The following is a 25,907-nucleotide window of genomic DNA, read 5'->3' on the forward strand; positions in this document are numbered from 1 at the left end:
GGAACTGATGAATGCATTTAAAGAAGATACAAATTGGAGCTGTCATGCATATGCCTCTAGGTTTGTTTTTGAGGAGGAGGGCAAAATGCGAAGTGGGATTGAATTTGAAGTTATTCAATCCTCAAAGGTGGCCGCTTTTTTGAAACGTGATAAAGCAATGGCACTTGACAGTCAAGATGAATCCTATATAGACTTGCTGAATCATTATTTGGAACATGGTGCGGATCATGAGATGTTTTATCAAAAAAAATTGGCTTATTTCGGCAATGAAGAGACGATTTATTATCTGACAATATGGTTTGATGTGCCAGCAGAAGCTGAGCAGATTGTGATTACAGACTGGTATCTCCTTGTTGAGGGTGGAAATTACGACTATCAGCTTGTACCGTTTATGGGAGATGAACCAATCGCGTACGGAAAGTGTTCGATATACTTAGCAAATCAGCAAGATAGAGAGACGCTCAATAAGCTCATGAGTATACGTTCCCTTGAAGGTAAAAACGTAAACGCTAATAGGGCGCTAAATGGAGAGTGGATCCAAGCAATTGATCAGAATACTCTGTTTTGGGGTGCCACCGTTTATTATGTAGGCGCTGCTCTATGCGTTGGGCTTCTTTCAGCAGCGTATTCTGTTGCGTTGGGCTGCTTGGTGCCCCATCAAACGGAAGCGTATTTTGATTTTGGGTATAAAAGTGGTAATAACAGCGGAAATGCTTATGTACGTGCTAACTCGAATAAAGCTGTGGCAAATTTAGCGATTATTTCACAAGACTTGATCAATACACCTGCAAAGACTGTGATTCTGTCTCATTGGCATAATGATCATATTTGTTTGGTAAGGCAGATCAATGGGAATCACAATTATGATGCATTTTGGGCACAGTCCACATGGCTTGTGCCACAAACAGCTGCGCCTGTCGCTAATATTGTAGCCCATAATTTAAACTTATATGGGGGTACAATGACGGTTTTACCTAATGTGTATCCAGCAAATAATCAAGTATATAACGTTTATAATAATCCAAATCTAATTTTGGGCAAAATTGATGCCTTTGACCCAGCACTTCTGGCTGGAAGGCATCCGCATCATCATGGCATATATGCGAGAATAAATTTAATCAATTCTTTAAATGTGTTACAATATCAGCAGATGCTGCTAGTCGGCGATTGTACATATTCGGGGATACCAAATGTTCAAAAGAACGACTGTGCGTATCTTCAAGTGTGTCATCATGGCGGTGATTATGCTTTGCCGCCTTGTGCTCAAAATCCAGTGGTAAATAGCTTATACATTCCGACACCCAAAAATGACCCGAATTATAGGTATGCCTTCTATTCTGCAAATGGTGTGACACACGGACATCCTAATGCAAATATTATGGGAAGACATAATGCAATGGGGTGGACGGCACCGTGGCGAACAGATAGAGCTTTAACTGGGCGGTTAGTTGTCACTTATAACCACATTTATGATGTTTAGGTGTTAGCGTGCTAAAGGCCTCAGAATTTCAGGAAAAGAGATTCTGGGGCCTTTTTATGAGAGCGCATAATATTTCTAACGATTATTTATTCTGAATTATAAACTTTTTAGCCATGTGATGTGTCTAATTAATATACCGCGGGAAAAAAAAGAGAGATTAATAAGGAGGAACTGTGTTTTGCGAAAAAAAGACAGCAAACTAGATACGCTTAAGGCCTATATTCTGGGCGACCAAAATCATTTTTACAGATTGGCTTACAGTTACACTAAAAATAGTGACGATGCCGCAGATGTGGTCCAAGAAGCAATCTGTAAAGCGATAGAAAAAGTGCATACACTTCAAAATGAAGCTTATGTAAAAACTTGGTTTTATAGAATTGTCATTAACGAAAGTCTCAATTATTTGCGAAAAAACAATAAATATAGCCATAAGGAAGGTGTTCTTGAAAATGCCAGCTACGAAGACAAAGATGTTGCTGAGACCTTCACACTTTTTAATGCAGTTTCTGAATTGGAACCCAAACTGAGAACGGTTATAATCCTCAGATATTATGAAGATCTGAAATTATCAGAAATTGCAAAGGTGACAGATAGTAACTTGAACACGGTAAAATCACGTTTGTATAAGGCACTTGACCTTTTAAAAATAACGATAGGGAGTGATGATATTGAATAAATTAAAGCAAACTCAAAAAATATATAAAAATATAACACCACCGCAGTCTTACAACCTCATGGTTGAACGTGCAGTAAGCGCAGTGGAACAGAAACGAAAAAAAACAGATCATTACAAATGGGTTAGACCTGCATTGGTCAGTACTGCTGCAATGTTTGCAATCTGCGTTATTATGCTCAATACGATGCCAACGTTTGCCTCGGCAGTTTATGAAATACCAATAATTGGCGAGGTTGCACGTGTCTTTACGTTTAGAACGTATGAACTATCCGATACAACCTATGACATACAAGTTGAAATGCCTTCTATTAGAAATACGGGAAACACAGATTTAGAGGTCCGTATTAACGATCAGATTCAAGATAAAATTGACAGTATTGTTGAAAACGCAAAAATTAGAGGCAAGGCAGTTCTTGACGATCAGTTAGCTTCAGGTGGAACAGAAGAAGAGTTGGTTCCTTTTTATATTATGATTAGCTATGAAGTGAAATTTAGTAATGAAAATATGTTGTCATTTGTCATTAATGATATGGAATCTTCTGTGACAGCTTATAATTATCAAACTTTCTATAATATTGATTTAAATACAGGAAAGGACATCACCTTAGCGGACAAACTCGGAGATCAGTATATAGAAATCATTTCAGAGCGTATTCAGGAACAAATAGAACAGCGTATACTGGAACATCCGGACTGGTCTTATACCCTCACAAGTGCGACAATAAGTGAAGCGCTGAGTGATACTGAAAAGCCGTTGAAATTCTATATCAATGAGGCTGAGAACATCGTTATTTCCTTTGATAAAGGTGAAATAGCACCACCTCCAATGGGGATTCAAGACTTTGAAATTATTAAATAGTAAAAAAGAGTCCAATAACGGTTGACTAAATCCTACTAAGTTGATATGATATAAACAACAAATGAGAATTATTATCAATTGCATAAAACGCAACAGCTATTTAGGAGGTTTATTATGAAATTTCAATTACCGAATTTGACATATGCATACGATGCATTAGAACCACATTTTGACAAGCAAACAATGGAAATCCATCATACCAAACATCATGCTGGATATACAAACAATTTAAATGCCGCATTAGAGGGCAAGGACATAGACTTATCCATTGAAGCTATTTTAAAGGGGTTAGAGGCTATACCTGAGGATGTCAGAGTAGCCGTTCGAAATAATGGTGGTGGTTTTTACAATCATTCTCTATTTTGGACACTGTTATCGCCAAACGGCGGTGGAGAACCTAAAGGCAAGTTAAAGGAAGCTCTTGTAAAGCAATTTGGATCTTTTGAGACCTTTAAGGAAAACTTTAATGAAGCTGCTGCAAAGCGATTTGGATCTGGATGGGCTTGGCTTACGATTAAAGATGGCGTGTTAGGCATTGAATCAACAGCGAATCAGGATTCACCATTATCTGATGGCAAAGACGTGCTCCTCGGTTTGGATGTATGGGAACATGCTTATTATTTAAAATTTCAAAACAAGCGACCTGATTATATCAGTGCCTTTTGGCATCTTGTGAATTGGGATGAAGTCGAAAGCAGATTTGAACAATTTAAGTAGGAAATAATATGAAGCCCTTTTATCTCTTGTATTTACGAAAGAGATGAGAGGGCTTTTTTGTGGATCATGAGTTGTATTCATAATTTGAATTTGGTATAATTCATGGACACGGCAGTTTATTTGAGGAGGCAATACAATGAGCGAATGCATTTGTAGCAGCTGTAAGCATTTAAAGAGTATTATCGATGAAGGTGATCATGATCAAAATGAAATTTCAGAAACTTGCGCGTTTGGATTTCCATCTGAAGACTGTATAACCTGTGAAGAAGACGGGTGCGATTTAGCCTGTGAGCAGTATGAAAAAGTTCAAGAAGATGGCAACTTTATCATGTCAAAGTGCTCAAAATGTGGTCAAGAAATCAAGCATATGTCTAGTAACAGTGACGAGGGCGAAACATTTTGTGTGACATGTTATTTGAATAAATAGGATCAAATGAATAAAAAATTGATTTTGAAGGTGGATTTTTATGATCCACCTTTTACTATAGAGCGTTAACCAATGGTTATAAATAAAATAACAACAACGGAAGGAGAGCATACTAAGATCGATTTAGTATACAAGGAAACGATGCTTAAAACTGTAGAAGAAATGATCATCAGGGTGGATGAAAAGGATAACGCGCTAGGACCCATTGAGAAGATGGAAGCGCATCACAAAGGGATACTTCATAGAGCTTTTTCAATACTTGTTTTCAACTCAAGTAAGCAGTTGCTCTTACAGAGAAGGAGTTTGTCTAAATACCATACGCCAGGACTTTGGACGAACACCTGTTGCAGTCACCCCAGATTTGGAGAGCGCACAGCGCATGCTGTCAGTAGGAGATTGCAAGAAGAAATGGGCTTCCAATGTGCGTTAAGTGAAGTCTTCGAATTTGTATATAAGACGACATTTGAAACAGATTTGCATGAATATGAATTTGATCATGTCTTTATCGGATTTTATGATGGAGAAGTGAACATCAATCTAGAAGAAGTATCAGAATATAAGTGGTTAGATTTAGATGCAATAAAACTGGATATTGAGAAATCCCCTGATCAATATACTTATTGGTTTAAATACTTGTTTGCTTTGGCAGAAGATAAAATTAGAGCTTCTATTAACGAGCTCCCCATTTAAAAGCACTTGAAAATGCTTTAGAACAAGCTCAAGGAGACTAAATATGGAGGCGTCATTTTGAAAAAGGCCGAAAGATTAAACGGTGTTATTTTTTCACTTAAGGAAAGAGGGCGATTAACAGGGAAACAATTAGCAGATATATTTGAAGTGAGTGAGCGCACTATTTATAGAGATATAGATGCACTCAGTCAACTCAAAGTACCGATTATTTCGTATGAGGGTTTTAAGGGTGGGTATGAAATTGAGGATGATTATTTTATACCCAGTATAAAACTGAATGAAGACGAAGCAATGCTGTTACTGATGATCTTAAAACTGGGTAGAGATATTAACTTCCCAAATTATAAAAGTGACTATGAACTGTTGAGAAGTAAAATCGTCAATACGCTTAATAACCGTGATCAAAGCGATGCAGAAAAATTATTAAAGCGCATTTCATTTTATGTATCTTATATTAATCCAGCAAACTATGCAGATGGCATTTTAAAAGCGATTACAACTGCCCTTATACATAGAAAACAACTGGAGTTTATCTATTATTCGCCCGTAAGTGATCAACGTGTTCGAAGGCAAGTATCTCCTCAAGAACTTTTTTTTGAAGCTGGTGCGTGGTATTTATCTGCCTATTGTCACTTAAGGCAAGCAAAACGTGTTTTTAGGCTAGACAGAATGATGGAAATAGCAGTCCATGCAGAGGCAAATGAACATATGGATGAAGTCATCTCTTCTGTTTCTGATAAATTTAAACGGCGTACCTACACCCTAAAAATCAGCAGAAGTCTGTATAGAATCTTAAAAGAGAATGATTATTTCAAAGATTCAAAGGTTTTAGAGGATGGAGATATGATTTTGATACAAGTAACCACGAGACAAGAACAGGAAATCACCAATATCGTTCTTGAAAACCCAGAGACAATCACGGTACTTGGTCCAAGTGAATATCTTATTCAGATTAAGCATATCGTTGAACAACTTAAAAAAAAGTATAAATAAAAATACAAACAAACCCTGACAAGTATATGTCAGGGTTTGTTTGTTATGATGATTATTAGACGAGGACGGGCCTGATAAAACAAGGTTTTGACACTCTAATAATCTATAAAATTTTAAGGAGCTGAAAAATGATATACACAGTAAATGGTCCTATAAACAAAGCGCAACTAGGGCTCACACTTGGACATGAGCATTTTAAATGGGAAGAAAACGAAACCTATGCGAACCAAATGTATTTTAACAAAAAATACGACGATGAAGATATTAAAGCCTCTCACGAAATGATATTACCAGTCCTTAATGAACTCTACCAGTTGTCTTGTAGAGCAATCGTTGAAACTTCGCCACCGATCGGCGGTCAAAATGTGAAGTTGCTTAAGCAGTTATCTATGGCCTCAGGGGTGCATATAATACCGTGTACAGGGCACAATGTACCAAAACATATACACGAAATGTTTAAAGATACTTTTATCTCTCAGATATCTAAAAAATGGATAAATGACTTTCAAGAAGGTTTAGACACCATTGAAGGCACCGTTATCAGACCCGGATCAAAGCGTCTACTCAGTCCGCTTCGCTACCTTCGTAACACTTGCACAATCCTATCGGATTGCATTCAGTGGGAGTTTGGACTCCCACTGAATTAGGAATATGAACCCCCACTTTGAGAAGTGGGGGACATCTCCTCAAGGGTTATATCAAGTTGCTTTTAGAAAGAGGTGAACTGTCGGATCATGACCAAGCTTTATTAAAAGCGGCAGTCATTGCAAGCAAAAAGACAGGGATGCCAATTCATTGTCATATTTTGGAGCATAATCGGGTTTATGATGTCGTCCATTTACTTGAAGAAGAAAATGCTGATTTAAATAAATTTTTATGGGCGCATGCAGATGAGGCGGGCCATAAAGAAACCATAAAGTTTGCGTATGATAAGGGTCTTTGGATTGGCTTTGATATGATTCAAGTGGGCACTTATGAGCAAAAAATAGAGTATCTTAAAGAAGCCATAAAGGCTGGTCAACAAGATCGAATATTGCTATCTCAAGATTATGATATACATGAAGCACTTTTAAAGAAGGGCCATGCGCATAACTGTACCAGTTTTTTCAAGCAGTTTATACCGTATTGCGAAGAACGTGGCATTTCTAAAGAGACCCTCATAAACATGATGACAAAGAATCCAGCTGAATTTTATGATGTTAAATAACGGATTTTTAACACTCTAACGATAGTTGTTAAGCACTTTCCTCGCAATCAGATACAACTTTAAACGACAAGGTTTTGTAAAGCCTGATAGACACGAATGCTGTGATGATAGTAGTAATTGCATCCGCAATGGGTTGAGCATAGAGGATGCCATTTATGCCCCAAACCATTGGCAGAGTGAGAATCATCGGGATGAAACAAATACCTTGTCTACATATACCCAGTAAAAGGCCTTCTTTGGCTTTTCCTAGAGAGAGGAATAGAGAGGAATAGACGGTATAGAAACCAAATAGCATAAAGGATAAACCGTTTGCTCTGAGCGCTTTTTGACCAATGTCAATTAACACTGCATCCCCTTTTGTAAATTGAGAAATAATAGGTGTTGGAAATAAAATCAATGTCAATCCGAGGCATACGCAGAATAGAGTTGTCCACAATAATGCCGTTTTTATGACTTCATGTAATCGGGCATAATTTTTAGCCGCATAATTATAACCCGCAAGGGGTTGAAAACCTTTTAGAAACCCAAAAACGATCAGACTTCCCAATGAAATAATACGTGTGACGGCGCCCATGCCAGCAATTACAGAATCGCCATAGTTTGAAGAGGCCATGTTCGTAAGCGTTATGGCGAGGCTCGTTAACAGCTGAAATATTAAAGTGGGAACCCCAATCTTTAGTATTTCGGACATGATTTCACGTGAGAAGCAACACGCCTTGATGCGAAAATTGAAAATACTTTTTTGACTTAAAATGTAGAAGACGTAAATCAGCGAAGAAAAAATTTGAGAAAGTGCTGTTGCTATGGCTGCGCCAGCGACGCCCATGTTTAGAGTATAGATGAAAATAGGGTCTAGAATCATGTTTAATAACGCGCCTGCAAGCATTGTGATCATAGTTGTTTTTGCAGCGCCTTCACTGGTAACAATGTTATTCATAGTGACATTAAAAACGTTAAAAATAGAAAAAATGAGATTGATGCTCGCATAAGTTATAGCATATGGCATGATGCTCTCTGTTGCGCCTAAAAGTTTAAGAATAGGGTATAAGAAGATCATAATGCCGATGATGGCGATTGTGCCAACGATGATGCTGCTATAAACAGCAGTGCTGGCAACTTGCCCTGCTTTTTCTTGCTCGTGACGACCGAGTAATCTGGAAATATAGGAAGCGGCGCCATTCCCGAACAATAACCCTAAACCAACAACGAGTTGACCGAGTGGAAAAGTGACCGATATAGCCCCCATCTGACTTGTTCCAAGGCCGCCTACAAAATAGGCATCTACCAAGTTGTATAGTGCATTGATCATCATGCCGATCATAGCGGGTAACCCCAGCGTTAAAAGTGCTTTGGGTATTGGGACATTTCCTAATAACTCAATTTTTTTGTTTTTCTCATTCATTTGAAACACTCCTTCCTATTGACACAAACTGTAGAATATATTACTATAAATTATAGCAATAACGTGATAGTACTATAAATTATAGTACATGTCAAGAAGAAAATTGAAAAGGAGTCTGTTTATGTCAACGATTGATTTGATTGTATTAGGGATTGTAAAGAAAGAGCCATTAAGTGCTTATGACATTCAAAAACGGGTAGAATATCGCAACATATCTAAATGGGTTAAGATTAGTACGCCTTCAATATATAAAAAAGTTATTCAATTAGAGGAAAAAGCCTATATAAAAAGTACCCTGATTAAAGAGGGCAAGATGGCTGAAAAGGCTGTTTATGCTCTAACCGATGCCGGAGAGCAACAGTTTGAAAATTTAATGATGGGCATTGCTTCACAATCCATTAATATCTTTTTAGACTTCAATGCGGTGATTGTGAATTTAGAGAGCCTTACTCCAGAAAATCGACAATTGTGTTTGACACATATTGGAGAGAATATTGCGGTATTAAAATCGTATCTTGAAGAAAACATGAGTCTAAAGGGCAATATGCCGGAAATACCATCGACAGGTAAAGCTGTGTTGCAGCAACAGCTTATACTCGCAAAGGAACTTGAAAAGTGGATTCAGACTTTAAAAGATTAATTTAATGTCAAAAGAGAATATGATAAAATGACATTGAAAGGAGGCCGATAATGACCATAAGAAAGCAATACCAAGCAGACGTGGATGCTCTATTATCACATCGGTATGATCATGGAGCGGACTATTGGACGACCCCAGATAAACGGTTGATCAAAGGATCGCCTTTTTCAACATTAGAGTGTGTCCACTATTTGATTGAATTGGGGATGCCCCCTGCTGAACCGTTATTAAAAGAATGTGCAGATTTGATATTTAGCACTTGGAGATCGGATGGCCGGTTTAAACTGTATCCAAGTGGAGGCATTTATCCGTGTCATACGGTTCATGCTGCTGATGCACTGTGTCATATGGGATTGGCTTCAGATAAAAGATTGCAAAAAACCTTTCAACACCTTTTAGAAACTCAATTTGGTGATGGCGGATGGCGGTGTAACAAATTTACATTTGGACGTGGTCCAGAAACGGCGTATTCAAATCCCCTCCCGACGCTTGTTGCGTTAAGTGCTTTTCGTTTTAGCGATTACCTTAACAAATCCCCCGAACTGGATAAGGCCGTAGCATTTTTACTCGACCACTGGACGATTAGGAAGCCAATCGGGCCTTGTCACTATGGTATAGGCACACTGTTTATGCAAGTGGAGTATCCATTTCGCAATTACAATCTCTTTATGTATGTCTATATTTTGTCCTTTTACAAACGTGCAAAAAGAGATCCAAGGTTTTTAGAGGCCTTAAGTGCATTGGAATCTAAAATGAAAGATGATAAAATTGTTATTGAACGCAATGTGCCTAAATTGGCCCAGTTTTCTTTTTGTAAAAAAGGTGAACCCAGTGAACTGGCCACAAGACGGTATCACGAGATTTTAAGCAATCTTACAGATGAGGCGTGAAGGTGCAAGATTAAATTTGAAATTGATAGAATAGACAAATAATGCCATTTAAGACAGATGAGAGGATGTGTAAGACTATGAAATTTATCGATATGCACTGTGATACGTTGATGCAACTGTTAATTCATGATCGCGACAAGGCAGATTTATTAAATTCAAAATTTACAGCTGTGGATTTTCAAAGGATGAAATCGGCTGGCCAGCTGGCTCAGTTTTTTGCTGTATTTCTGCCACCACCTGATTTTTATGATAAATTAAAGATTGAAGGTTTGACGGATGCGCAATACATCAACAGATTGCATGGCTATTTGATGAAAAATGTTGAAGCAAATGGGAATCTCATCAAGATGGCATACAATGCTCAGGATATTATTGAAAATGAAAAACAAGGTAAAATGAGTGCCCTATTAACGATGGAAGATAGTCGTGATGTCAATGGTAAATTGAGCCGTATAAAAGAATTCTATGATATGGGCTTTAGAGCCATGTCTTTAACTTGGAATTTTGAAAACTGTTTTGGATATCCCAATTCAACAAATCCAGAAATCATGAATAAAGGGTTAAAAGATTTTGGTAAAGAAGCCGTTGAATATATGCAGAATCTCGGGATGATTGTAGATGTGTCTCATCTATCAGATGGTGGGTTTTATGATGTTGCAAAAATATGCAAAAAACCTTTTGTGGCAACGCATTCCAATGCAAGAAGTCTCAGCAATCATCAAAGAAATTTGACAGATGATATGATAAAAGTACTTGCAAATCAAGGTGGGATCACAGGCATCAATTTTGCACCCGCCTTTTCCAATGTGGATACTTCAGATAGGCATGGCTATGCAAAGGCTTATGCTGAGATGGCGAAATACATCGCCAATGTTGGAGGTGTTGAAGTGATCGGCTTGGGGAGTGACCTTGATGGCATAAGTGGGGAACTTGAAATTGATAGCTGTGATAAAATGTATTTGCTTGAAGAGGCTTTAAAGGAAGTTGGCTTTAAAGAAGCGGAGATCGAAAAAATGTTTTATAAAAATGTATTGAGGGTTATGAAAGCTTGTTTATAGTTGTGCTAATTTCTGCCTTACATCAACTGCAAGTTTTTTTTAGCCTTTATTGGGACTATTCCTAGGAGTAGTTCTTTTTTAGTTTTCGTCCAGCTTAGAGGCAGGCGTGTTTAACCTGCTCTAAGCGGTTAGACGAGGACGGGTCCGACAAAATGTGGTCTTGGCGGACAATGATTTAAAAGCGGATAGACTCATATAGTAAAACGTAGTATGATTATGGAGTAAAGATTAATCCCAACAAGAGGATGTTGCAGATTGAATTATTGACTTTGGAGTTAAATTATTATAGGAGAAATATGCATGATTAAAGAAACGAGATTGACAAAGGCATTTTTACGATGACTTTATTGCTATATGGTATTATAACGGTGGTTTCCATCGGTAAAATTTTAAGTGTGGTTATTTGGGTGCCTATATTTGTCGTTTTTTTATTCACTTTGATGGATATAAAACTGAGTTACATATTAATTACAGTGCACCTCATTGTGACTTTTCTATATAATATCAAATATCCCTCTTACCATTATGAGGTGACAAAGTCGACCTATACAAGTATGTATACCATTATTCTCATCCTTTTGGTGACTCTTCCGAAGGTGGTGAATCTTTTTAAGGCATATCAGAAAAAAATTCTAGAAGATAATGAAACTTTGTACAAGAATAACGCACATGTTAATTTGCTGCTGAAAGACAATGCAGAGAAGAACCGTCAATTGACGGAAATTGCCTATAAAGATTCTGTGACGGGTCTATTCAATCGACTAGGATTCATTAAAGCTTTAAACGATTTTTTAGAAAGGGATAATAGCATCTCTCTATCGGTTTTGCTTATCGATATCGTTCAGTTTAGAAATATCAACAGTGTTTATGGCTATGGATTTGGAGATAGAGTTCTCAAGACGATATCGGTGCTTTTAAGTGATCCTCAGTTCAAAGCGCAACACATTGCAAGGGTTGGGAATGATACTTTTGCGATTGTCATTACAGATGTATCCATGAATGAGCTTCAAAATAAAATAGAGTTTGATATAGGACGTTCTGTTTTTTTAACGGAACATGGGATTAACATAAAATATCGAATAGGCATATCCATTTGCAATTCTAAAGAGAAAACTGCTGAATTGTTATTGAATGAAGCTGATATTGCACTGAGCAAGACGAAGGAACTTCACTCAATTCATTATTTTATCTATGATCTCAAGTTGGATCATGAAATCAAAAATCGATTTAACATGACGCTGGCATTAGATCAAGCCATAGAATCGAAGAAAATTTTTATGGTTTATCAACCCATTTATGATACAAAATCTAGAAAAATTGTTAGTGTTGAAGCTTTAGCCAGATGGCATGATGATGCTTTTGGCGTTGTCTCGCCAGATATCTTCGTTGCGCTTGCTGAAAAATCAACTTTGATCCACGGATTAGGCAATCTGATCATAGAATCTGTGTGCCAGTTTGCCAGTCGGCTTGCAAACCAAGGGGCTGACTATTCTGTGACCATCAATATTTCATCTCGACAGTTGGATCTAGAAGATTTTTCAGAAATGTTTCTCAAGCAGATTGATACCTACAAGTTGAACCCTCTCAAAATCGGTGTGGAGATCACTGAATCCATATTGATAGAAAAATTTGAATTGGTTGTTAAGCATCTTAATAACCTTCGAGATAAAGGTATAAAGATTTATTTAGATGATTTTGGTACAGGGTACTCGTCCCTAAACTATTTAGATCAATTACCGATAGATGTTTTGAAAATTGATAAAGGCTTTGTAGATGAAATTTTGACCTGTAAAAGGAAAAGGTATCTTTTGGAGACCATCATATCCCTAGCAAGACAGTTTAATTTAAGTGTACTTGCAGAAGGGGTTGAAACGCGAGAACAGGCTGAATTTTTGGAGCAGATGCACATCAACATGATGCAGGGGTATTATTATTCAATGCCACTAAACGAAATGGACACTCTAGCGCTGAATAACGCGAATTAAATTTTACAAATCTGTCATATTAGAAAAAAGGTGTTGGATGTTGTGGATAAAGGGTAATAGGTAAAAAGAGTTATAAATTAGTAAGTGGAGGTGTTTTATGAACATTGTACAGTTAGAAAGAATGAAAAATGATAAAGGCTTTGTTGCGGCGCTTGATCAAAGTGGTGGTAGTACGCCAAAAGCACTTGCAACTTATGGTGTTACAGAAGATGCATATAAAGGTGAAGCTGAGATGTTTCAGCTTGTACATGAAATGCGCACACGAATTATGAAAAGTCCTGCATTCACGAAAGAAAGAATTCTTGCAGCGATTCTATTTGAAAATACAATGGATTTAAAAGTGGATGGACAATACAGCGCTGATTATCTTTGGGAAACTAAGGGTATCGTGCCTATTTTAAAAGTAGATAAGGGTTTAGCCGATTTAGAGAATGGGGTCCAATTGATGAAGCCCATTTCCAATCTTGATGACTTACTCATACGTGCTAAGGAACGTCATATTTTTGGAACTAAAATGCGTTCAGTCATAAAAGAAGTGAACGAGACGGGTATAAAGGCAATCGTTGCTCAGCAGTTCGAAATTGCTAAAGTGATTATTGCAGCTGGATTTGTGCCCATTATTGAACCTGAAGTGGATATTCATACGGTCAATAAGCAAACGGCTGAGGCAGTTCTAAAAAAAGAACTGATAGAGGCTTTAAAATCATTAAATTCGGATCAAAAAGTCATGTTCAAACTGACTATTCCAGAAATTGATAGTTTTTACGAAGGCCTTAGCGATCATCCAAATGTCGTCAGAGTGGTTGCATTATCGGGTGGTTATTCAAGAGAAGAGGCTAACGTAAAACTCTCTAAAAATCGCAAGCTGATTGCGAGCTTTTCTAGGGCATTGACAGAAGGTTTGAGTGCTCAACAAAGTGATGATGCGTTTGATCAGATGATCGGTCAATCAATTCAATCTATTTATGAGGCTTCAGTATCACCCGAATAGTCATTTAAGGATTAAACAATTAAAGACTAAACAATTAAAGACTAAACAATTAAAGACTAAACAATTAAAGAAGGCTTGCCCATGTGATTGATTCATGTAGGCAGGCCTTTTGTATGATCTTTTGATCGCGATGAAATTTCAAATTGTATACCAATGTTAATATGAGAAGACTAAACAATTGCGGTTGACAAAATAATGCTTCGGTGGTAGAATTAAATTAATTCGAAGGAGGAAGTATTGTGGAAATCGATTTTAACAATATAGAAAACGCGTTTTTTGAGATCTTTGATCAGATAAGAGTACTTATATCTCAAGAAATATGGGAGAACATTCTTCTAAATTGTACCAAGAATGAGCTGTTTGTTTTGATTTTGTTATACAGAGGCGCTCAGGTCAATATGACTCAAATTGCCGACTATCTGAGCATTCCACTTAACACAGCAACTGGTATTGTGACGCGTATGGAAAAAAAAGCTATGATTGAACGCGTCAGAAGTATGGCAGATAAACGTGTGGTGACGATTGTTTTAACCGATGCAGGGAAGAAGCAGATCAATGCGATGATGAGTGCCTTTATACATTATGGTCAAAGATTTATAACGGCATTATCAGCCGAAGAAATGGCCACTGTTGGGACGATTTTTGACAAGGTGATCACGATACTCCAAGATGAAAGTAATAAAGAAGTTCAAAGAAAGAGTTCGGTAAGAAAAATAGTAATTGAGTAGAATACAAAGTGAAAAAATAATAAGTTAAAACGGGTTGAGTAAAAGACACCCGTGATATTGGCTACCTAGAGAGGTAGCTTATATTAGAAAAAATACTTCGACAAAAGAACTATTCGGAAAGAGAAATAATTAGTTGTCATTAGTTTATAAAAGAAAGTAGGTGTGAAATGATGAGCAGAATACTCATTTTTACAGGGAAAGGTGGCGTCGGAAAGACCAGTGTGGCGGCGGCACATGCAAGATATTCCTCGTTGGAAGGCAAGAAAACACTCATTGTAAGTACAGATATGGCACATAACTTGAGTGATATTTTTGGTGTATCACTTGGTAAAACAACGTGCCAAGTTGAAGAAAATCTTTTTGCTCTGGAAATTGATCCTAACCATATGATGGAAAATGAATTTGGTGATATGAAAAATGCTTTGATTAATATGATCCGTTCATCAGGTGCACCCATATCGGGTGTGGAGCATCTTTCTGTTCTTCCGGGGATGGATGAATTATTTTCTCTATTAAAGATTTTGGAAATTTATGAGACGGGTGATTTTGAACGCATTATAGTGGATTGTGCCCCAACAGGTGAGACCATTGCAATGCTGAAGATTCCAGAATTATTATCATGGTATATGGAAAAGTTTCTGCCAGTTGGCAAGGTAGCACTTAGGGTATTGGCACCTATTTCCAAAGCGGCCTTTAAGATTGAATTGCCTAATAAAGCAGCCATTTCTGATGTTGAAAAGATGTTTTTAAAATTGGCACAGCTTCAAGCGTTATTTAAAAATAGAGAAGTTACCTCGATCCGTATCGTTGCAATACCAGAAAAGATGGTCGTTGAAGAAACGAAACGCAACTATATGTATATGAATTTGTATAATTTCCAAGTAGATGGTCTCTATATCAATCGCATTCTGCCAAGTGATATAGACAATCCCTTTTTCAATGAATGGATTGAAATTCAACATCAATACATTGATGAATACGAAATGATATTTGGGGAGATTCCAATTTATAAAATACCATGGTTCGACACCGATCTTAATGGCCTCTCGGGAATAGATCTCATTGCAAAGGCAGTATTAAAAAATCGAGATGTCTTTAGCGTTATAAAAGATATTCAAGGTGAAACTTATGAAAAAGTACAAAACGGTTATATCTTGAAATTAAACCTACCTTGTGTGGAGAAAGCCGATGTCAAACTACATGAATCCTTAACCGATATTATCCTAAAAATAGGCAACTTTAAACGCAATATCCCTAAGCCAAGTACGCTTAGAAATCATGAAATAACAAATGCTCAGTTTGATGAGGGCATACTCACGATAACACTACTTGAAAAGTGAAACAGTGCCTAAAATGAAAGGAAGGTGCTTCTGATGAAAGCGATTCATATTGAGATTATAGAAAAATTGATTGAAGCAAAAAAACTAGAGAAGGAAGCTTTGATGATGCTTTTACCACAAAAAATGCAGAGGCATCTTGAAGTGATTAGCAAGGAACTGAAAGATATGGCATGTGAGTATATCTCTGACTTAGCTCTGAAACAAGATACACAAAAATCAACTGAACAAAACGAAGTGAAAACCCATGGGGTTAAAAAAGTAGATATAGGATAGGAGGTGTTAGGATGCGTATTATATTATATACAGGTAAAGGTGGCGTCGGCAAAACAAGTATCGCTGCTGCAACAGCAATAAAATTAGCAGATGAAGGCAAGCGGGTTATGATTATGAGCACCGATCAAGCGCACAGTTTGTCGGATTCATTTGATATTAAGCTTAGCTCTGAAAAGACTGAAATCACTGCTAAGTTGGATGCATTAGAAATAGATGTCGTTGCAGAAAGTGAATCCGCTTGGGGAAACTTGAGAGCTTATGTGAAAGAAATTCTAACTTCCAAAGTCGAAAGTGGCATTGAAGCAGAGGAGCTACTTGTTTTCCCTGGGCTTGAAGAGTTATTTGCTCTTTTCAAAATATTAGACCTCTATGAAAAAGGAGATTATGATGTTTTAATTGTGGATTGTGCACCGACTGGAGAGACCTTATCATTGCTCAAATATCCTGAAATGTTTGGCGATATGCTTGAAAAGTTATTACCGATTAAGCGTAAAATGCTTAAAGTAGCAGGGCCTATTGTTCAGACGGTGACAAAAGTCCCCATGCCAAAAGACAATGTCTTTGAGGATATAGAGCGGTTAATGGACAAATTAGAGAGACTTCAGGCACTTATGCTAAACAAAGAGGTGGTTTCAATTAGAATTGTGACAACACCCGAAAAAATAGTGATTAAAGAGACCAAAAGAAATTTTACTTGGTTACAACTATTTGACTACAATGTGGATGCGATTCTTATAAATAAAGTTTACCCCAAGGTAGCACTTGAAGGGTATTTTAACCAATGGGTTAAACTTCAAGAAGAAGGCCTCGTTGAACTTGAAGAAAGTTTTAGAGATGTGCCAAGATTTGTGTTAATGCTTCAAAAGCATGAGCTCAAGACAATCCCAGTTTTAAAGGCTGTAAGTACTCTTTATGGTGAAGTAGATCCTGCTTTGGTTTTGGTGACACATAAGACCTTTAATATCACTCAAAAAGAGGACCGTCATATTATGGAAATCTACCTGCCTTTTGCCGAAAAAAGTGAAATGGATTTAGGTCAAAATAACGGCGAGATACAAATTGCCATTAAAAATGAAAAACGTTGTTTTGCACTGCCCGATATGATCAAAGGCAAGCAAATAGAATCTGCCAAATTTGAGAATGGTATATTGACCATTGCATTTGCATAATAATAGTAGGCAGGCCTTTTGATATGCAATAAGTGATCCTAATTTTAAAAAAAAGTTTGAATTCTATTTTAAAGCATTATATGATGATTTCAGACATCGATGTACTTTAAAAAAAAGAAGGAAAAGTTATGAAACCTTATATTGAAATGCTACCCGCGTATAGAATTGCCTACATGAGCAACATAGGCCCTTATGGGCCAGAAAATGTGAAGTTGATGGAAAGTTTAAAGCATTGGGCGATGGGGGAAGGCCTTTTGGATGATCAGTCTATTTTATTGGGGATAGCACAGAATGATCCAAGTGTGACAAAGCCTGAATTATGCCGATATGACACAGGTCTTGTCATCTCGGTGGACTTAAAGTTAGATCATGATGCAGTTAATCTTGGCAACATCGTAGGCGGTAAGTATTGTGTTTTTAAGATAAGCCATACGGCAGAGGCTGTTCAAAAGGCATGGTCTGAAATGTTTCCAAAATTGTTAGAGGCAGGATACCAAATTGATCAAGCAAGACCCATTCTTGAACGTTATAAAGCAGAGCTGGTCAATAACCACTGGTGTGAAATCTGTGTGCCAATAAACTAAAAAAGAGGTGTAAGCGATGCATAATTCAAAAGTAAAAAAAGAGATCCCTTCAATGGACCAATGGCTAAAGGAAGCGAAAGCAGATCAGAACGCCTTGTTAGAAGGCATGTTCTTGATCCACAATGGCGTGGTGCGAAAGACCCCAAAAGTTAAGGTGCGGGAGGGTGTTGATGATGGTTCTGTGGTCGTGGGCATGACTTTTAACTACGATGCTGAAAAGGTGGACGCTGCCATTGAGGCAACTTACAAAATGGAAGGGATATTCTACGTGAGAACATGGCTCAATGAAGGCGAACTCGATGTGGGTGACGATATCATGTATGTACTCATCGGTGGCGATATAAGACCACGTGTTATTGATGCGCTACAATTTCTTGTGGGTAAGATTAAAAATGAATGTGTTGTGGAGATAGAACAGCATTAGAGAGAGACCCGCTCCAACCTCTATCCATTCGGACAAGAAGTCCACGTGTGCACGCGCGCTTGGATGATCCTTGAGGGACAGAGGTTGGAGCGGGTGATTTTTATAGACGCGCGAGTATCACACTGATCAGTGCCAATATTGTGTGCCTAATAGTAAATCAATTATTTTCAATTGTTCTTCAAGGACGTCCTCATTTACGTTGTGATATTCGCCATCAAAACCATATCCCCATAATTCCCAAGAAAGCACTTTAAAGGAGGGGTATCTATCAATGCTATTTTGGATTGTTCATATGACATGTTGTAATTCTTTGTAGTGCTCAATGTTGGCTATTTTAAATCGCTTAAAATGTTGGATGTCTTTTAAAGGTTCTAATCTTTTTGCCAAATCAAAGCGATCATTAGTACGTTCACTTGAATCCGCGTTTAATTTTAAATACCAATCCATGTTTTTTACGAATTGTCTATACATTATATTTCTCCCTTAACAGCTTGCTATTCTGGATAAATTCACATTTGACACGTTCGCTAAAATCTTCTCTATCCATGACAGATTGAATTAAATGATTTAATAATTCAATATTACAATCTTTTATCAGAGCCTCAATATCTTCTTGGTCTTTGTTAGAATATATTCCCAGTTTGCTCACTATAATATCTTCTTTAGATAAAACGTAGTACTTTAAAGTCTTAAATCCAAGAAGCTGCATGGACCTTTTTTCAAAATCAATTGCGATAGGAGTGCTATAAGGGTCTAACATATCAAAACGATCAAAAAGTCTAAAAACTTTACCGACAGATGCAGCATATCTTTTTTTCAGCGTCGCAAAATCATCTGCATCTTGCAATAATTCCAACAATATTTCTCTGTTTTTTGAATTCATTTGAACCTCACATAGCATAATAATATAGTCTCTAAAAGTGATGATAATTATATCATAGAACATTCGGGTAAAGTTGTTCTCGTGCTTGAATCACTCCTTTTTTTCAATATCGATCACTGGAAGATGGATGCTTTGCGTCTCTAATCCAATAAAGCCTATTTTGTTTGCATTTGCAACCTGAAATAAGTTATATATTAAAGCAGTTCCAATCCCATTGCCACGACAATCTTCTGCCACCACAATGTTCCTAAATCACAACTTTTGCCTACTTGAGGCTTGTTTTTTTGTGTGGTTTAGAAACATTACTTTATGTTATTGGAAGTTCTAGTCTTTCTTGCTTTTTTCGTTCTACACGTGTATAATATACGTATAGAACGTTGTTTCTTTCCGTTAGAATTTGATGTTCAAATAACCAAATTGGAGGAGTTATGAATCACCGTTCTTATAACTCAAGGGAGCTTCTTAAACTTCTAACGGATGATGGTTGGTGTGTAGCAAGAATCAAAGGTTCTCATCACCAACTAAAACATCCTACAAAAAGTGGCACTGTTACTGTTCCACATCCTAAAAAAGACTTACCTCGAAAAACATTTGAGAGTATTCTTAAACAAGCTGGTATTAAAGGATAGGATAGTGGCCTATATTTTAATAATTTTATGAAAGAAGGTGTATTATGTTAGCTGACCGTTATATTTTTCCTGCTATTTTTCATTTCGCCGATGATGGTATATCAGTTGAATTTCCGGACTTTCCCGGCTGTTTTTCATATGGTGATGATGAACTACAAGCAGTCACAAATGCAAAAGAAGCTTTAGAACTTCATATTTTTGGATTGGAAGATGATTCTGACCCGATACCTTCTCCGTCCCATATTAGAGAAATCACCGTTAATAACAATGAAACTGTAGTTCTGATTGATATTTGGATGAAACCTGTTAGAGATTATATGCAAAACAAGGCCATCAAAAAAACCCTTACAATTCCAAAATGGCTTAATGATGTTGCTGTCGAGAATGATGTTAATTTTTCTCAATTACTTCAAGTGGCTATTAAAAACTATTTAGGTATTACTACTCGAAATTGACCATTCTTTTGAATGGTTCTTTTTGTAAAAAGAAAACCACCGGTTCTACCGGTGGTTCTAAAGAGCTTTAGCTTTGAGTCAAAAAAAGCACCTCCTTCTGATAAAATAATAATGGTTCGCCAACCCTATTAGCTCAGAAGGAGGATCCGAAATGGATAAGAACAGTTTAGCACATACTCAATGGAATTGTAAATATCACGTGGTGTTTGCACCAAAGTATAGGAGACAAGTAATCTATGGAAATCGCCACTTTTGGTGTCAAGGCTACTATGTAGATACTGTTGGACGAAATGAAAAAGCGATAAGAGAATATGTAAAAAATCAATTACAAGAAGATATCGCGAATGATCAAATAAGTATTCAGGAGTATATTGACCCGTTTACGGGTAAGCAAGTCGAAGAGGGCAAAAAGAAATGAAAAGCTGCTTTAGCAGCAACCAGTAAACGTAAGCAGTTGGTGAACCGATTCAACGAGCCTTAAGGCTCACGCGAGTAACATGCCCTTATAGGGCTGAGCAAACTACCCGCTTAGCAGGTTGTTTTGATTTTCAATTATCTTTCGATCTCCTGCAGGAGTGCTTCTCTTAATACAGACGAAAAATTGATATGACGTTTTTCAGCTTCTTCATTAAGCCATTTAGGAATAGTAAGCGTTTTTTTAGTAGGTGTTTTATCTCTTCTATATTGATTTAAATCAGCTGAGACATAACTCAAAAATCCATCTTCTGCACTGAGATTCTTGATATCAGAAGGTGAGGGGATAGACTCATCGTTTTCAATTTTTGAAGCAAGATAAAGACCAAGAGCTTCACTTGCAAGTTCTATCGTTTCGGGAAGTGAACTTCCATAAGTTTGACATCCTTCAAGATCGGGAAATTCTACCCAAATTGATTTTTCTTCTTCGTGAAAAATTGCGGGATATACTTTCAACATAATTATGACCTCCTTGTAAATTAAAGTGAACTGTATAATCAAGTGGACAAGGGCTGTTATTTAAGCCCTGTTCTTTTTAAAATTGCATTTAGTAATCCGATTGGAATATAGGTGTTATGTACCGGTATGATTTCTGTCTTATCATCTTTTTTCATGACGTGATGACTTCCGCTTATACGTTCGACATGCCAACCATTTGATATTAGAAGTTTAACAAGCTCTTTACCTTTCATTTGGTCCTCTTTCTAATACAATTGTATCACGTGTTACACGTGCTGCAAATGAATTTGTACGTGATGCACGTATAAATTTTAAAACTGTTTAAGATTTTGGAGGGTGCCGAACAACAATGAATATGAGAACCTTCTAATATTCACATTTCTAATACTGCCCTGCAAGAGGCTACACCACATATTGGTGCGGGTTAAGCTTTTGAAACTTAATAGATTCAAATACGTTCATATGATTGAATGTACTTTCATGGAGAGGGGAAATCTATGTCATTGTATTCATTTTTACATGGATTCACAATCTTGTTTTTACCTTTTTGTAAGGTGTTTATTCGAAATGTGTTCTAAAAAAACTAAAGATCAGATCATTGGATACCCAAAGATAATGGTAACGCAACTTCGGGAGGCACAATGTTCCTAAATCACAATTTTCGCCTATTTGAGGCTTATTTTTTTTTGTGTGATTTAGAAACATTACTTTATGTTATGTGATGGTGAGATCGGAATACTACGCTATGCTTGAACTTTAACAAAGCTCTCAATAACACATAATACAAAAACAAGAGCTGGAATGATTATCAATGAGAAATCACAAAACTCCTGAAATATTATCCCTGTTTGTTCATGAAATCTATCTATTTCAGATAAATAGCCCTTTATTTTTTTCTTTTCTTTATCATTTTCTTCAACACTAATTTTCTCTATAAATGAATACCATTTGATATCATTGCGTTTACAATGCGACTTTATAGTGTTAAAAAAATCTACATCACTGCGCATTTCAGTTTTGTCAACTATGTTATTATAAATTTCTATTTGCTCTTCAAGATTTTCGCTTTTCAAGTGCCTCTTTATAGTTTTAATTGCATTCATTGATTCCTCAACTTTACCTATACGTTCAGAATATCTTGCATTCTTATTAATTAGTGAATAAACCAATAAGATAACCGATAGAATTAAACTAAAGTATTCGCTTAATCTTCCATTAAAGATTTCTGGATAATACTTATTAGTTAGCGTAAATATTATTAGTGCAATGCTGTAATAGATTAAAACAAAATTCGAAGTAGTTTCTCTTCTGGTTAGTCTCTTTTTCATATTAGCATAATTGCTTAGCGTAACCTCGCAAATATCTTTCCACTTTTCTAAACTTGAGTATTCATTAACATATTTTTTATTGTCCATTGTATATTACCTCCTAATATTAATCATTTTTGTTTATGTAGTTCTCACGTCGGGTAAGTCAGAGGGATTGCTCCCTCTTTCTCCCCTAAGAACCGTACATGACACTTTCACGTCATACGGCTCAAGTTATTTATAACTGACCATTATCAGTGGTCAGCAAGCCTAATTACTGCTTTGGCAATCCTTGACTGAAGTCTATTAACTTTTCATAGTCTGTAGATGCCCACGTTTTACCGTTATTTGGCTTTCCTACATTCATAAAGTTTCATATCCTCTCTTTGCCATAAATAACCCGTTAGAAGTCTGCACGTTTTCACGTTCGGGCAAATTTCGAACCCGTATCTACTTCATTACAAAGTAGCATTCGCTTTATCTAACTTCCTTTAACCGCTCAACATTGTGCGCCTTTTACAATTTGCCTACCTAATTTAAATAGGAGTCAATCGGTCTTACCCAGTTCGTTCTACCTTAGATTTTATCTTTACCCCGAAGCTTTTGTCCATTTGCATGACAATACGAAAAGTTATCATGCCACAGCTTGCACCTTTTGGTCATAGGGTTTCAGCCTTATTTCCCTACTCACGTTTAACGAGGCTTGCAATAATTCATTTAATTTAATCATAGCAAAACATTTACCCTAGCAATCATCCACTTTAGGCTGGCAGAATTTTCACATTGTCTCTACAGCTTAGCAACCCACCGTTACCAGTGACGCACCTGTAGATAGGGTTACTCCAAATGGATGGAGCAGTCCAAAGGTCTTTCGGCTTAGACAGCCCAAGATGTAACTTGTGCTTTTATTTCAAGCGCTGGTCGCACTGTCACATAACGTTCCCGCGATTACCGTAGTCACTCCTTTTGACCCTTAGGGCAAAAGTGGCGCTGGCCTTGCCGCGCAAGGACTGTGACATCAGAGTTATTTTGGTAATCGGCGTGTTGGACGAAACCGCTACCGCGGTGACTTTTTAAATCTTTTTGCCCTAGACATATAGTGCTTTCTTAAGATATTCTTATTCTGAATCTAAAAGAAAAGGCGCTATTTTTTATGTCTAAATTATTATCTAAAATGCAAATGGATATGGAACTCAGAGGTTTCAGTCCAAAGACTGTCACTGTCTATCTCAAAGGGGTTAAGAAGATTTCGAAATTTCACAACTTGCCACCTGAGAATCTCACCTATGATCATGTTCGCGAATTTTTACATGATGCCATTACCAGTAGAAAGCTCAGTCGATCTTATGTAAATTCAAACTACAGTGCCATTAAATTCTTCTTCGAAACTACTCTTGGTCGTGAATGGAATATGGTCGATATTCCTAGAGTGAAACAACCGTCTAAGCTTCCAATTGCTTTAACACCCGCACAGATTCACGCACTTTTTGACTCTGTCACAAATCTTAAGCATAAAACCATGCTTGTAGTCTGTTACTCTTCGGGTTTGCGCGTTGGGGAACTTATGAACCTCAAAGTCTCTGATATTCATTCTGATACGATGCGCATTCGCGTCAGAGATGGCAAAGGACTCAAAGAACGCTACACGCTTCTTTCGAAAAGTGCTCTTGATCTTTTAAGAATTTACTACAAGCAATATCACCCTAAAGATTACCTTTTTCAAAGCTTCTCAAAAGCAAACCATTGACGACGCGGAACATTCAAATGGTGTTTAGGACCAAGTGTAATCTCTTAGGATTTCCTAAAGAAGCCACAATTCACAGTTTAAGACACAGCTTTCAGGCACATCTGCTTCTTGCCGGAACCAATGTTGTCGTTATTCAAAAACTGCTTGGTCATTCTAAGCTTTCAACGACCACTGTCTACCTTCATTTAACTACCGCTGACGTGACTAAAGCCATTAGTCCGTTTGATAGTTTGGAGGTTTTTAATGCCTAATCTCCAAGATATTTTTGTGCGTTTCTTTGAGGACTATTGTCAAACCCACAATCCCTCATATGATCAATATAAAGTCATGAATGCTCTCATGGCTTGTCGTACTTCTAAACTGGGGGGACATCATAATGTTTGCACAAATTGTGGTGAAACTTCTATTGCTTATAATTCTTGTCGTAATCGTCATTGCCCACTTTGTCAGTCTTTCAAAAGAGAAAAATGGCGTGTTGATCGCAACTCTGAACTTTTAAATGTCCACTACTTCCATGTGGTTTTTACTGTCCCTGAAGAACTCAATCCAATTTTCTTTGCCAATCAAGCTTTGATGTACAATTTGATCATGAAGTCTGCTTCTAAAACGCTCTTGTCTCTAGCTGCCGATAAAAAGCATCTAGGAGCTCAAATTGGTCTAACTGGTATTCTCCACACATGGGGTCAAACACTTTCTTATCACCCGCATGTTCACTTTATTGTACCCGGTGGGGGGCTTTGTACTAAAACCATGCGCTTTAAAAAAACCCGAAAAAATTATCTAATTCATGTTAAAATACTCAGTCGTGTTTTTAAAGGCATTTTTATGAAAGCCTTGAAAAAACTTTTTTACGAAGGTCAATTACAAGGTTGGAATACAAATGAATGTGCATCCGCTTTGGACTTTCAAAATAGAATTGATGCTGCCTATTCAAAAGCTTTTGTAGTTTACGCCAAAGAAAACTTTGACTCACCTACTCACGTGGTTAACTACTTATGTCAGTATACTCATCGTGTGGCCATTTCCAATCACCGCATCCTCAAAGTCACTGATGATCACGTCACTTTTAGATATAAAGACAATAAAGACTCCGGAAAAACCAAACAAATGACACTTACTGGCACAGAATTCATACGCCGGTTTTTAATGCATGTACTGCCTTCTGGCTTTGTGAAAATTAGACATTATGGCATTCTCGCTGCTAGAAACAGGCCCACAAAGCTTGCTCACTGCCAGCGCATTATGAAGATTATTCCTTCTAAAAAATCCAGTGATTATACTGCACTTGAGTTTCTAGTCAAATTTATGCGCCTTGATTTTTCTAGGTGTTCAAAATGCCCTTTAGAACCTTCTAATTGTGATACTGTCATGCAAGAGGCTACACCACATATTGGTGCAGGTTAAGCTTTTGAAACTTAAT

33 protein-coding genes are annotated in these 25,907 nt (G+C 37.1%); 26 read left to right on the forward strand and 7 right to left on the reverse strand.

Translation table 11 applies throughout. The annotated features are described in order from the left end of the window. Positions 1-7: 7 nt before the first annotated feature. The 9 genes from F3D3_RS02955 to F3D3_RS24860 all read left to right on the forward strand — a co-directional run bounded on the left by F3D3_RS02955 (position 8) and on the right by F3D3_RS24860 (position 7,049). Positions 8-1,480: a hypothetical protein gene (locus F3D3_RS02955; RefSeq protein WP_069871067.1), complete on the forward strand. Its 1,473-nt coding sequence runs from the start codon at positions 8-10 to the stop codon at positions 1,478-1,480. Positions 1,481-1,658: 178 nt separating this feature from the next. Further along, on the forward strand, positions 1,659-2,156 hold the full coding sequence (locus tag F3D3_RS02960) for an RNA polymerase sigma factor (RefSeq protein ID WP_069871069.1): 498 nt from the start codon (positions 1,659-1,661) through the stop codon (positions 2,154-2,156). Further along, positions 2,149-3,015, forward strand: coding sequence for a DUF3298 and DUF4163 domain-containing protein (locus tag F3D3_RS02965; protein WP_069871071.1), 867 nt, complete (start codon positions 2,149-2,151; stop codon positions 3,013-3,015). The genes F3D3_RS02960 and F3D3_RS02965 overlap by 8 nt, the downstream gene beginning before the upstream one ends. A gap of 114 nt (positions 3,016-3,129) precedes the next feature. Next, on the forward strand, positions 3,130-3,732 hold the full coding sequence (locus F3D3_RS02970; protein ID WP_069871073.1) for a superoxide dismutase: 603 nt from the start codon (positions 3,130-3,132) through the stop codon (positions 3,730-3,732). Positions 3,733-3,868: 136 nt separating this feature from the next. Next, complete coding sequence (locus F3D3_RS02975; RefSeq protein ID WP_069871075.1) at positions 3,869-4,159, forward strand: hypothetical protein; 291 nt, start codon at positions 3,869-3,871, stop codon at positions 4,157-4,159. Between the two features lie 72 nt (positions 4,160-4,231). Further along, the gene (gene idi, locus F3D3_RS02980) at positions 4,232-4,849 is read left to right on the forward strand and encodes an isopentenyl-diphosphate Delta-isomerase (RefSeq protein ID WP_242877066.1); all 618 of its coding nucleotides are present in this window, start codon (positions 4,232-4,234) and stop codon (positions 4,847-4,849) included. Between the two features lie 57 nt (positions 4,850-4,906). Continuing rightward, positions 4,907-5,842, forward strand: a complete 936-nt coding sequence (locus F3D3_RS02985; RefSeq protein WP_069871077.1) for a YafY family protein — start codon at positions 4,907-4,909, stop codon at positions 5,840-5,842. A gap of 128 nt (positions 5,843-5,970) precedes the next feature. Then, positions 5,971-6,489 (forward strand): hypothetical protein, encoded by a 519-nt coding sequence (locus tag F3D3_RS24855; protein ID WP_069871079.1) that lies wholly within the window; start codon positions 5,971-5,973, stop codon positions 6,487-6,489. Between the two features lie 56 nt (positions 6,490-6,545). Beyond that, positions 6,546-7,049 carry a TatD family hydrolase gene (locus tag F3D3_RS24860; protein ID WP_069871080.1) on the forward strand — a complete coding sequence of 168 codons (504 nt, stop codon included), beginning with the start codon at positions 6,546-6,548 and terminating at the stop codon, positions 7,047-7,049. Positions 7,050-7,077: 28 nt separating this feature from the next. On the opposite strand, the gene F3D3_RS03000 is transcribed toward F3D3_RS24860, so the two are convergent. Beyond that, positions 7,078-8,451 carry an MATE family efflux transporter gene (locus F3D3_RS03000; protein ID WP_069871082.1) on the reverse strand — a complete coding sequence of 458 codons (1,374 nt, stop codon included), beginning with the start codon at positions 8,449-8,451 and terminating at the stop codon, positions 7,078-7,080. A 121-nt stretch (positions 8,452-8,572) separates the two neighbouring features. Between F3D3_RS03000 and F3D3_RS03005 the strand changes: the two genes are divergently transcribed. From F3D3_RS03005 to F3D3_RS03055, 11 genes are all read left to right on the forward strand, one after another. After that, entirely contained in the window at positions 8,573-9,091 is a 519-nt protein-coding gene (locus F3D3_RS03005; protein WP_069871084.1) for a PadR family transcriptional regulator, read from the forward strand. A 50-nt stretch (positions 9,092-9,141) separates the two neighbouring features. Further along, complete coding sequence (locus F3D3_RS03010) at positions 9,142-9,981, forward strand: prenyltransferase (RefSeq protein WP_069871086.1); 840 nt, start codon at positions 9,142-9,144, stop codon at positions 9,979-9,981. 77 nt (positions 9,982-10,058) lie between these two features. After that, a complete protein-coding gene (locus F3D3_RS03015; RefSeq protein ID WP_069871087.1) occupies positions 10,059-11,039 on the forward strand; it encodes a dipeptidase in 981 nt (326 codons plus the stop codon). 338 nt (positions 11,040-11,377) lie between these two features. Next, positions 11,378-13,024: a bifunctional diguanylate cyclase/phosphodiesterase gene (locus tag F3D3_RS03020; RefSeq protein WP_069871089.1), complete on the forward strand. Its 1,647-nt coding sequence runs from the start codon at positions 11,378-11,380 to the stop codon at positions 13,022-13,024. Positions 13,025-13,121: 97 nt separating this feature from the next. After that, a complete protein-coding gene (locus F3D3_RS03025) occupies positions 13,122-14,015 on the forward strand; it encodes a fructose bisphosphate aldolase (RefSeq protein WP_069871091.1) in 894 nt (297 codons plus the stop codon). 239 nt (positions 14,016-14,254) lie between these two features. Next, positions 14,255-14,743, forward strand: a complete 489-nt coding sequence (locus F3D3_RS03030; protein WP_175438272.1) for a MarR family winged helix-turn-helix transcriptional regulator — start codon at positions 14,255-14,257, stop codon at positions 14,741-14,743. 167 nt (positions 14,744-14,910) lie between these two features. Further along, entirely contained in the window at positions 14,911-16,083 is a 1,173-nt protein-coding gene (locus F3D3_RS03035; RefSeq protein ID WP_306455906.1) for an ArsA family ATPase, read from the forward strand. A gap of 33 nt (positions 16,084-16,116) precedes the next feature. Next, positions 16,117-16,356, forward strand: coding sequence for a hypothetical protein (locus F3D3_RS03040; RefSeq protein ID WP_069871095.1), 240 nt, complete (start codon positions 16,117-16,119; stop codon positions 16,354-16,356). An 11-nt stretch (positions 16,357-16,367) separates the two neighbouring features. Next, positions 16,368-17,525, forward strand: a complete 1,158-nt coding sequence (locus F3D3_RS03045; protein ID WP_069871097.1) for an ArsA family ATPase — start codon at positions 16,368-16,370, stop codon at positions 17,523-17,525. A gap of 128 nt (positions 17,526-17,653) precedes the next feature. Then, positions 17,654-18,109, forward strand: coding sequence for a GyrI-like domain-containing protein (locus F3D3_RS03050; RefSeq protein ID WP_069871098.1), 456 nt, complete (start codon positions 17,654-17,656; stop codon positions 18,107-18,109). A 16-nt stretch (positions 18,110-18,125) separates the two neighbouring features. Continuing rightward, positions 18,126-18,533 carry a molybdenum cofactor biosynthesis protein MoaE gene (locus tag F3D3_RS03055; protein WP_069871100.1) on the forward strand — a complete coding sequence of 136 codons (408 nt, stop codon included), beginning with the start codon at positions 18,126-18,128 and terminating at the stop codon, positions 18,531-18,533. 288 nt (positions 18,534-18,821) lie between these two features. Here the strand turns inward: F3D3_RS03055 and F3D3_RS03060 are convergent, their stop codons facing one another. The 3 genes from F3D3_RS03060 to F3D3_RS23650 all read right to left on the reverse strand — a co-directional run bounded on the left by F3D3_RS03060 (position 18,822) and on the right by F3D3_RS23650 (position 19,656). Continuing rightward, entirely contained in the window at positions 18,822-19,004 is a 183-nt protein-coding gene (locus tag F3D3_RS03060; RefSeq protein WP_069871102.1) for a hypothetical protein, read from the reverse strand. Then, positions 18,997-19,416: a DUF6036 family nucleotidyltransferase gene (locus F3D3_RS03065; protein WP_139132003.1), complete on the reverse strand. Its 420-nt coding sequence runs from the start codon at positions 19,414-19,416 to the stop codon at positions 18,997-18,999. Before F3D3_RS03065 ends, F3D3_RS03060 begins: the two co-directional genes overlap by 8 nt. Positions 19,417-19,506: 90 nt before the next feature. Beyond that, positions 19,507-19,656: a GNAT family N-acetyltransferase gene (locus F3D3_RS23650; protein WP_175438273.1), complete on the reverse strand. Its 150-nt coding sequence runs from the start codon at positions 19,654-19,656 to the stop codon at positions 19,507-19,509. 188 nt (positions 19,657-19,844) lie between these two features. Here F3D3_RS23650 and F3D3_RS03070 point away from each other — a divergent pair, with 188 nt between their 5' ends. The 3 genes from F3D3_RS03070 (at position 19,845) to F3D3_RS03080 (ending at position 20,918) form a co-directional block, all read left to right on the forward strand. Then, the gene (locus F3D3_RS03070) at positions 19,845-20,045 is read left to right on the forward strand and encodes a type II toxin-antitoxin system HicA family toxin (protein ID WP_069871105.1); all 201 of its coding nucleotides are present in this window, start codon (positions 19,845-19,847) and stop codon (positions 20,043-20,045) included. Between the two features lie 44 nt (positions 20,046-20,089). Continuing rightward, entirely contained in the window at positions 20,090-20,500 is a 411-nt protein-coding gene (locus tag F3D3_RS03075) for a type II toxin-antitoxin system HicB family antitoxin (RefSeq protein WP_069871107.1), read from the forward strand. Between the two features lie 151 nt (positions 20,501-20,651). Continuing rightward, on the forward strand, positions 20,652-20,918 hold the full coding sequence (locus F3D3_RS03080) for a transposase (RefSeq protein WP_069871109.1): 267 nt from the start codon (positions 20,652-20,654) through the stop codon (positions 20,916-20,918). A 134-nt stretch (positions 20,919-21,052) separates the two neighbouring features. Here F3D3_RS03080 and F3D3_RS03085 read toward each other — a convergent pair whose 3' ends face one another. The 3 genes from F3D3_RS03085 to F3D3_RS03095 all read right to left on the reverse strand — a co-directional run bounded on the left by F3D3_RS03085 (position 21,053) and on the right by F3D3_RS03095 (position 22,848). After that, the gene (locus F3D3_RS03085; protein ID WP_069871110.1) at positions 21,053-21,433 is read right to left on the reverse strand and encodes a type II toxin-antitoxin system HicB family antitoxin; all 381 of its coding nucleotides are present in this window, start codon (positions 21,431-21,433) and stop codon (positions 21,053-21,055) included. A gap of 56 nt (positions 21,434-21,489) precedes the next feature. Next, positions 21,490-21,666, reverse strand: a complete 177-nt coding sequence (locus F3D3_RS03090) for a type II toxin-antitoxin system HicA family toxin (protein WP_069871112.1) — start codon at positions 21,664-21,666, stop codon at positions 21,490-21,492. Positions 21,667-22,176: 510 nt separating this feature from the next. Then, the gene (locus F3D3_RS03095; RefSeq protein ID WP_069871113.1) at positions 22,177-22,848 is read right to left on the reverse strand and encodes an SLATT domain-containing protein; all 672 of its coding nucleotides are present in this window, start codon (positions 22,846-22,848) and stop codon (positions 22,177-22,179) included. Positions 22,849-23,893: 1,045 nt separating this feature from the next. On the opposite strand from F3D3_RS03095, the gene F3D3_RS03100 reads away from it, so the two are divergent. The 3 genes from F3D3_RS03100 to F3D3_RS03105 are packed head-to-tail and all read left to right on the forward strand — an operon-like array spanning position 23,894 to position 25,891. Next, entirely contained in the window at positions 23,894-24,487 is a 594-nt protein-coding gene (locus tag F3D3_RS03100; RefSeq protein WP_084388790.1) for a site-specific integrase, read from the forward strand. Then, positions 24,484-24,738, forward strand: coding sequence for a tyrosine-type recombinase/integrase (locus tag F3D3_RS24865; RefSeq protein ID WP_084388791.1), 255 nt, complete (start codon positions 24,484-24,486; stop codon positions 24,736-24,738). Before F3D3_RS03100 ends, F3D3_RS24865 begins: the two co-directional genes overlap by 4 nt. Next, positions 24,731-25,891, forward strand: coding sequence for an IS91 family transposase (locus F3D3_RS03105; protein ID WP_069871115.1), 1,161 nt, complete (start codon positions 24,731-24,733; stop codon positions 25,889-25,891). The genes F3D3_RS24865 and F3D3_RS03105 overlap by 8 nt, the downstream gene beginning before the upstream one ends. Positions 25,892-25,907: the final 16 nt, after the last annotated feature.

Source organism: Fusibacter sp. 3D3 (assembly GCF_001748365.1).
GTDB lineage: Bacteria > Bacillota > Clostridia > Peptostreptococcales > Acidaminobacteraceae > Fusibacter_A.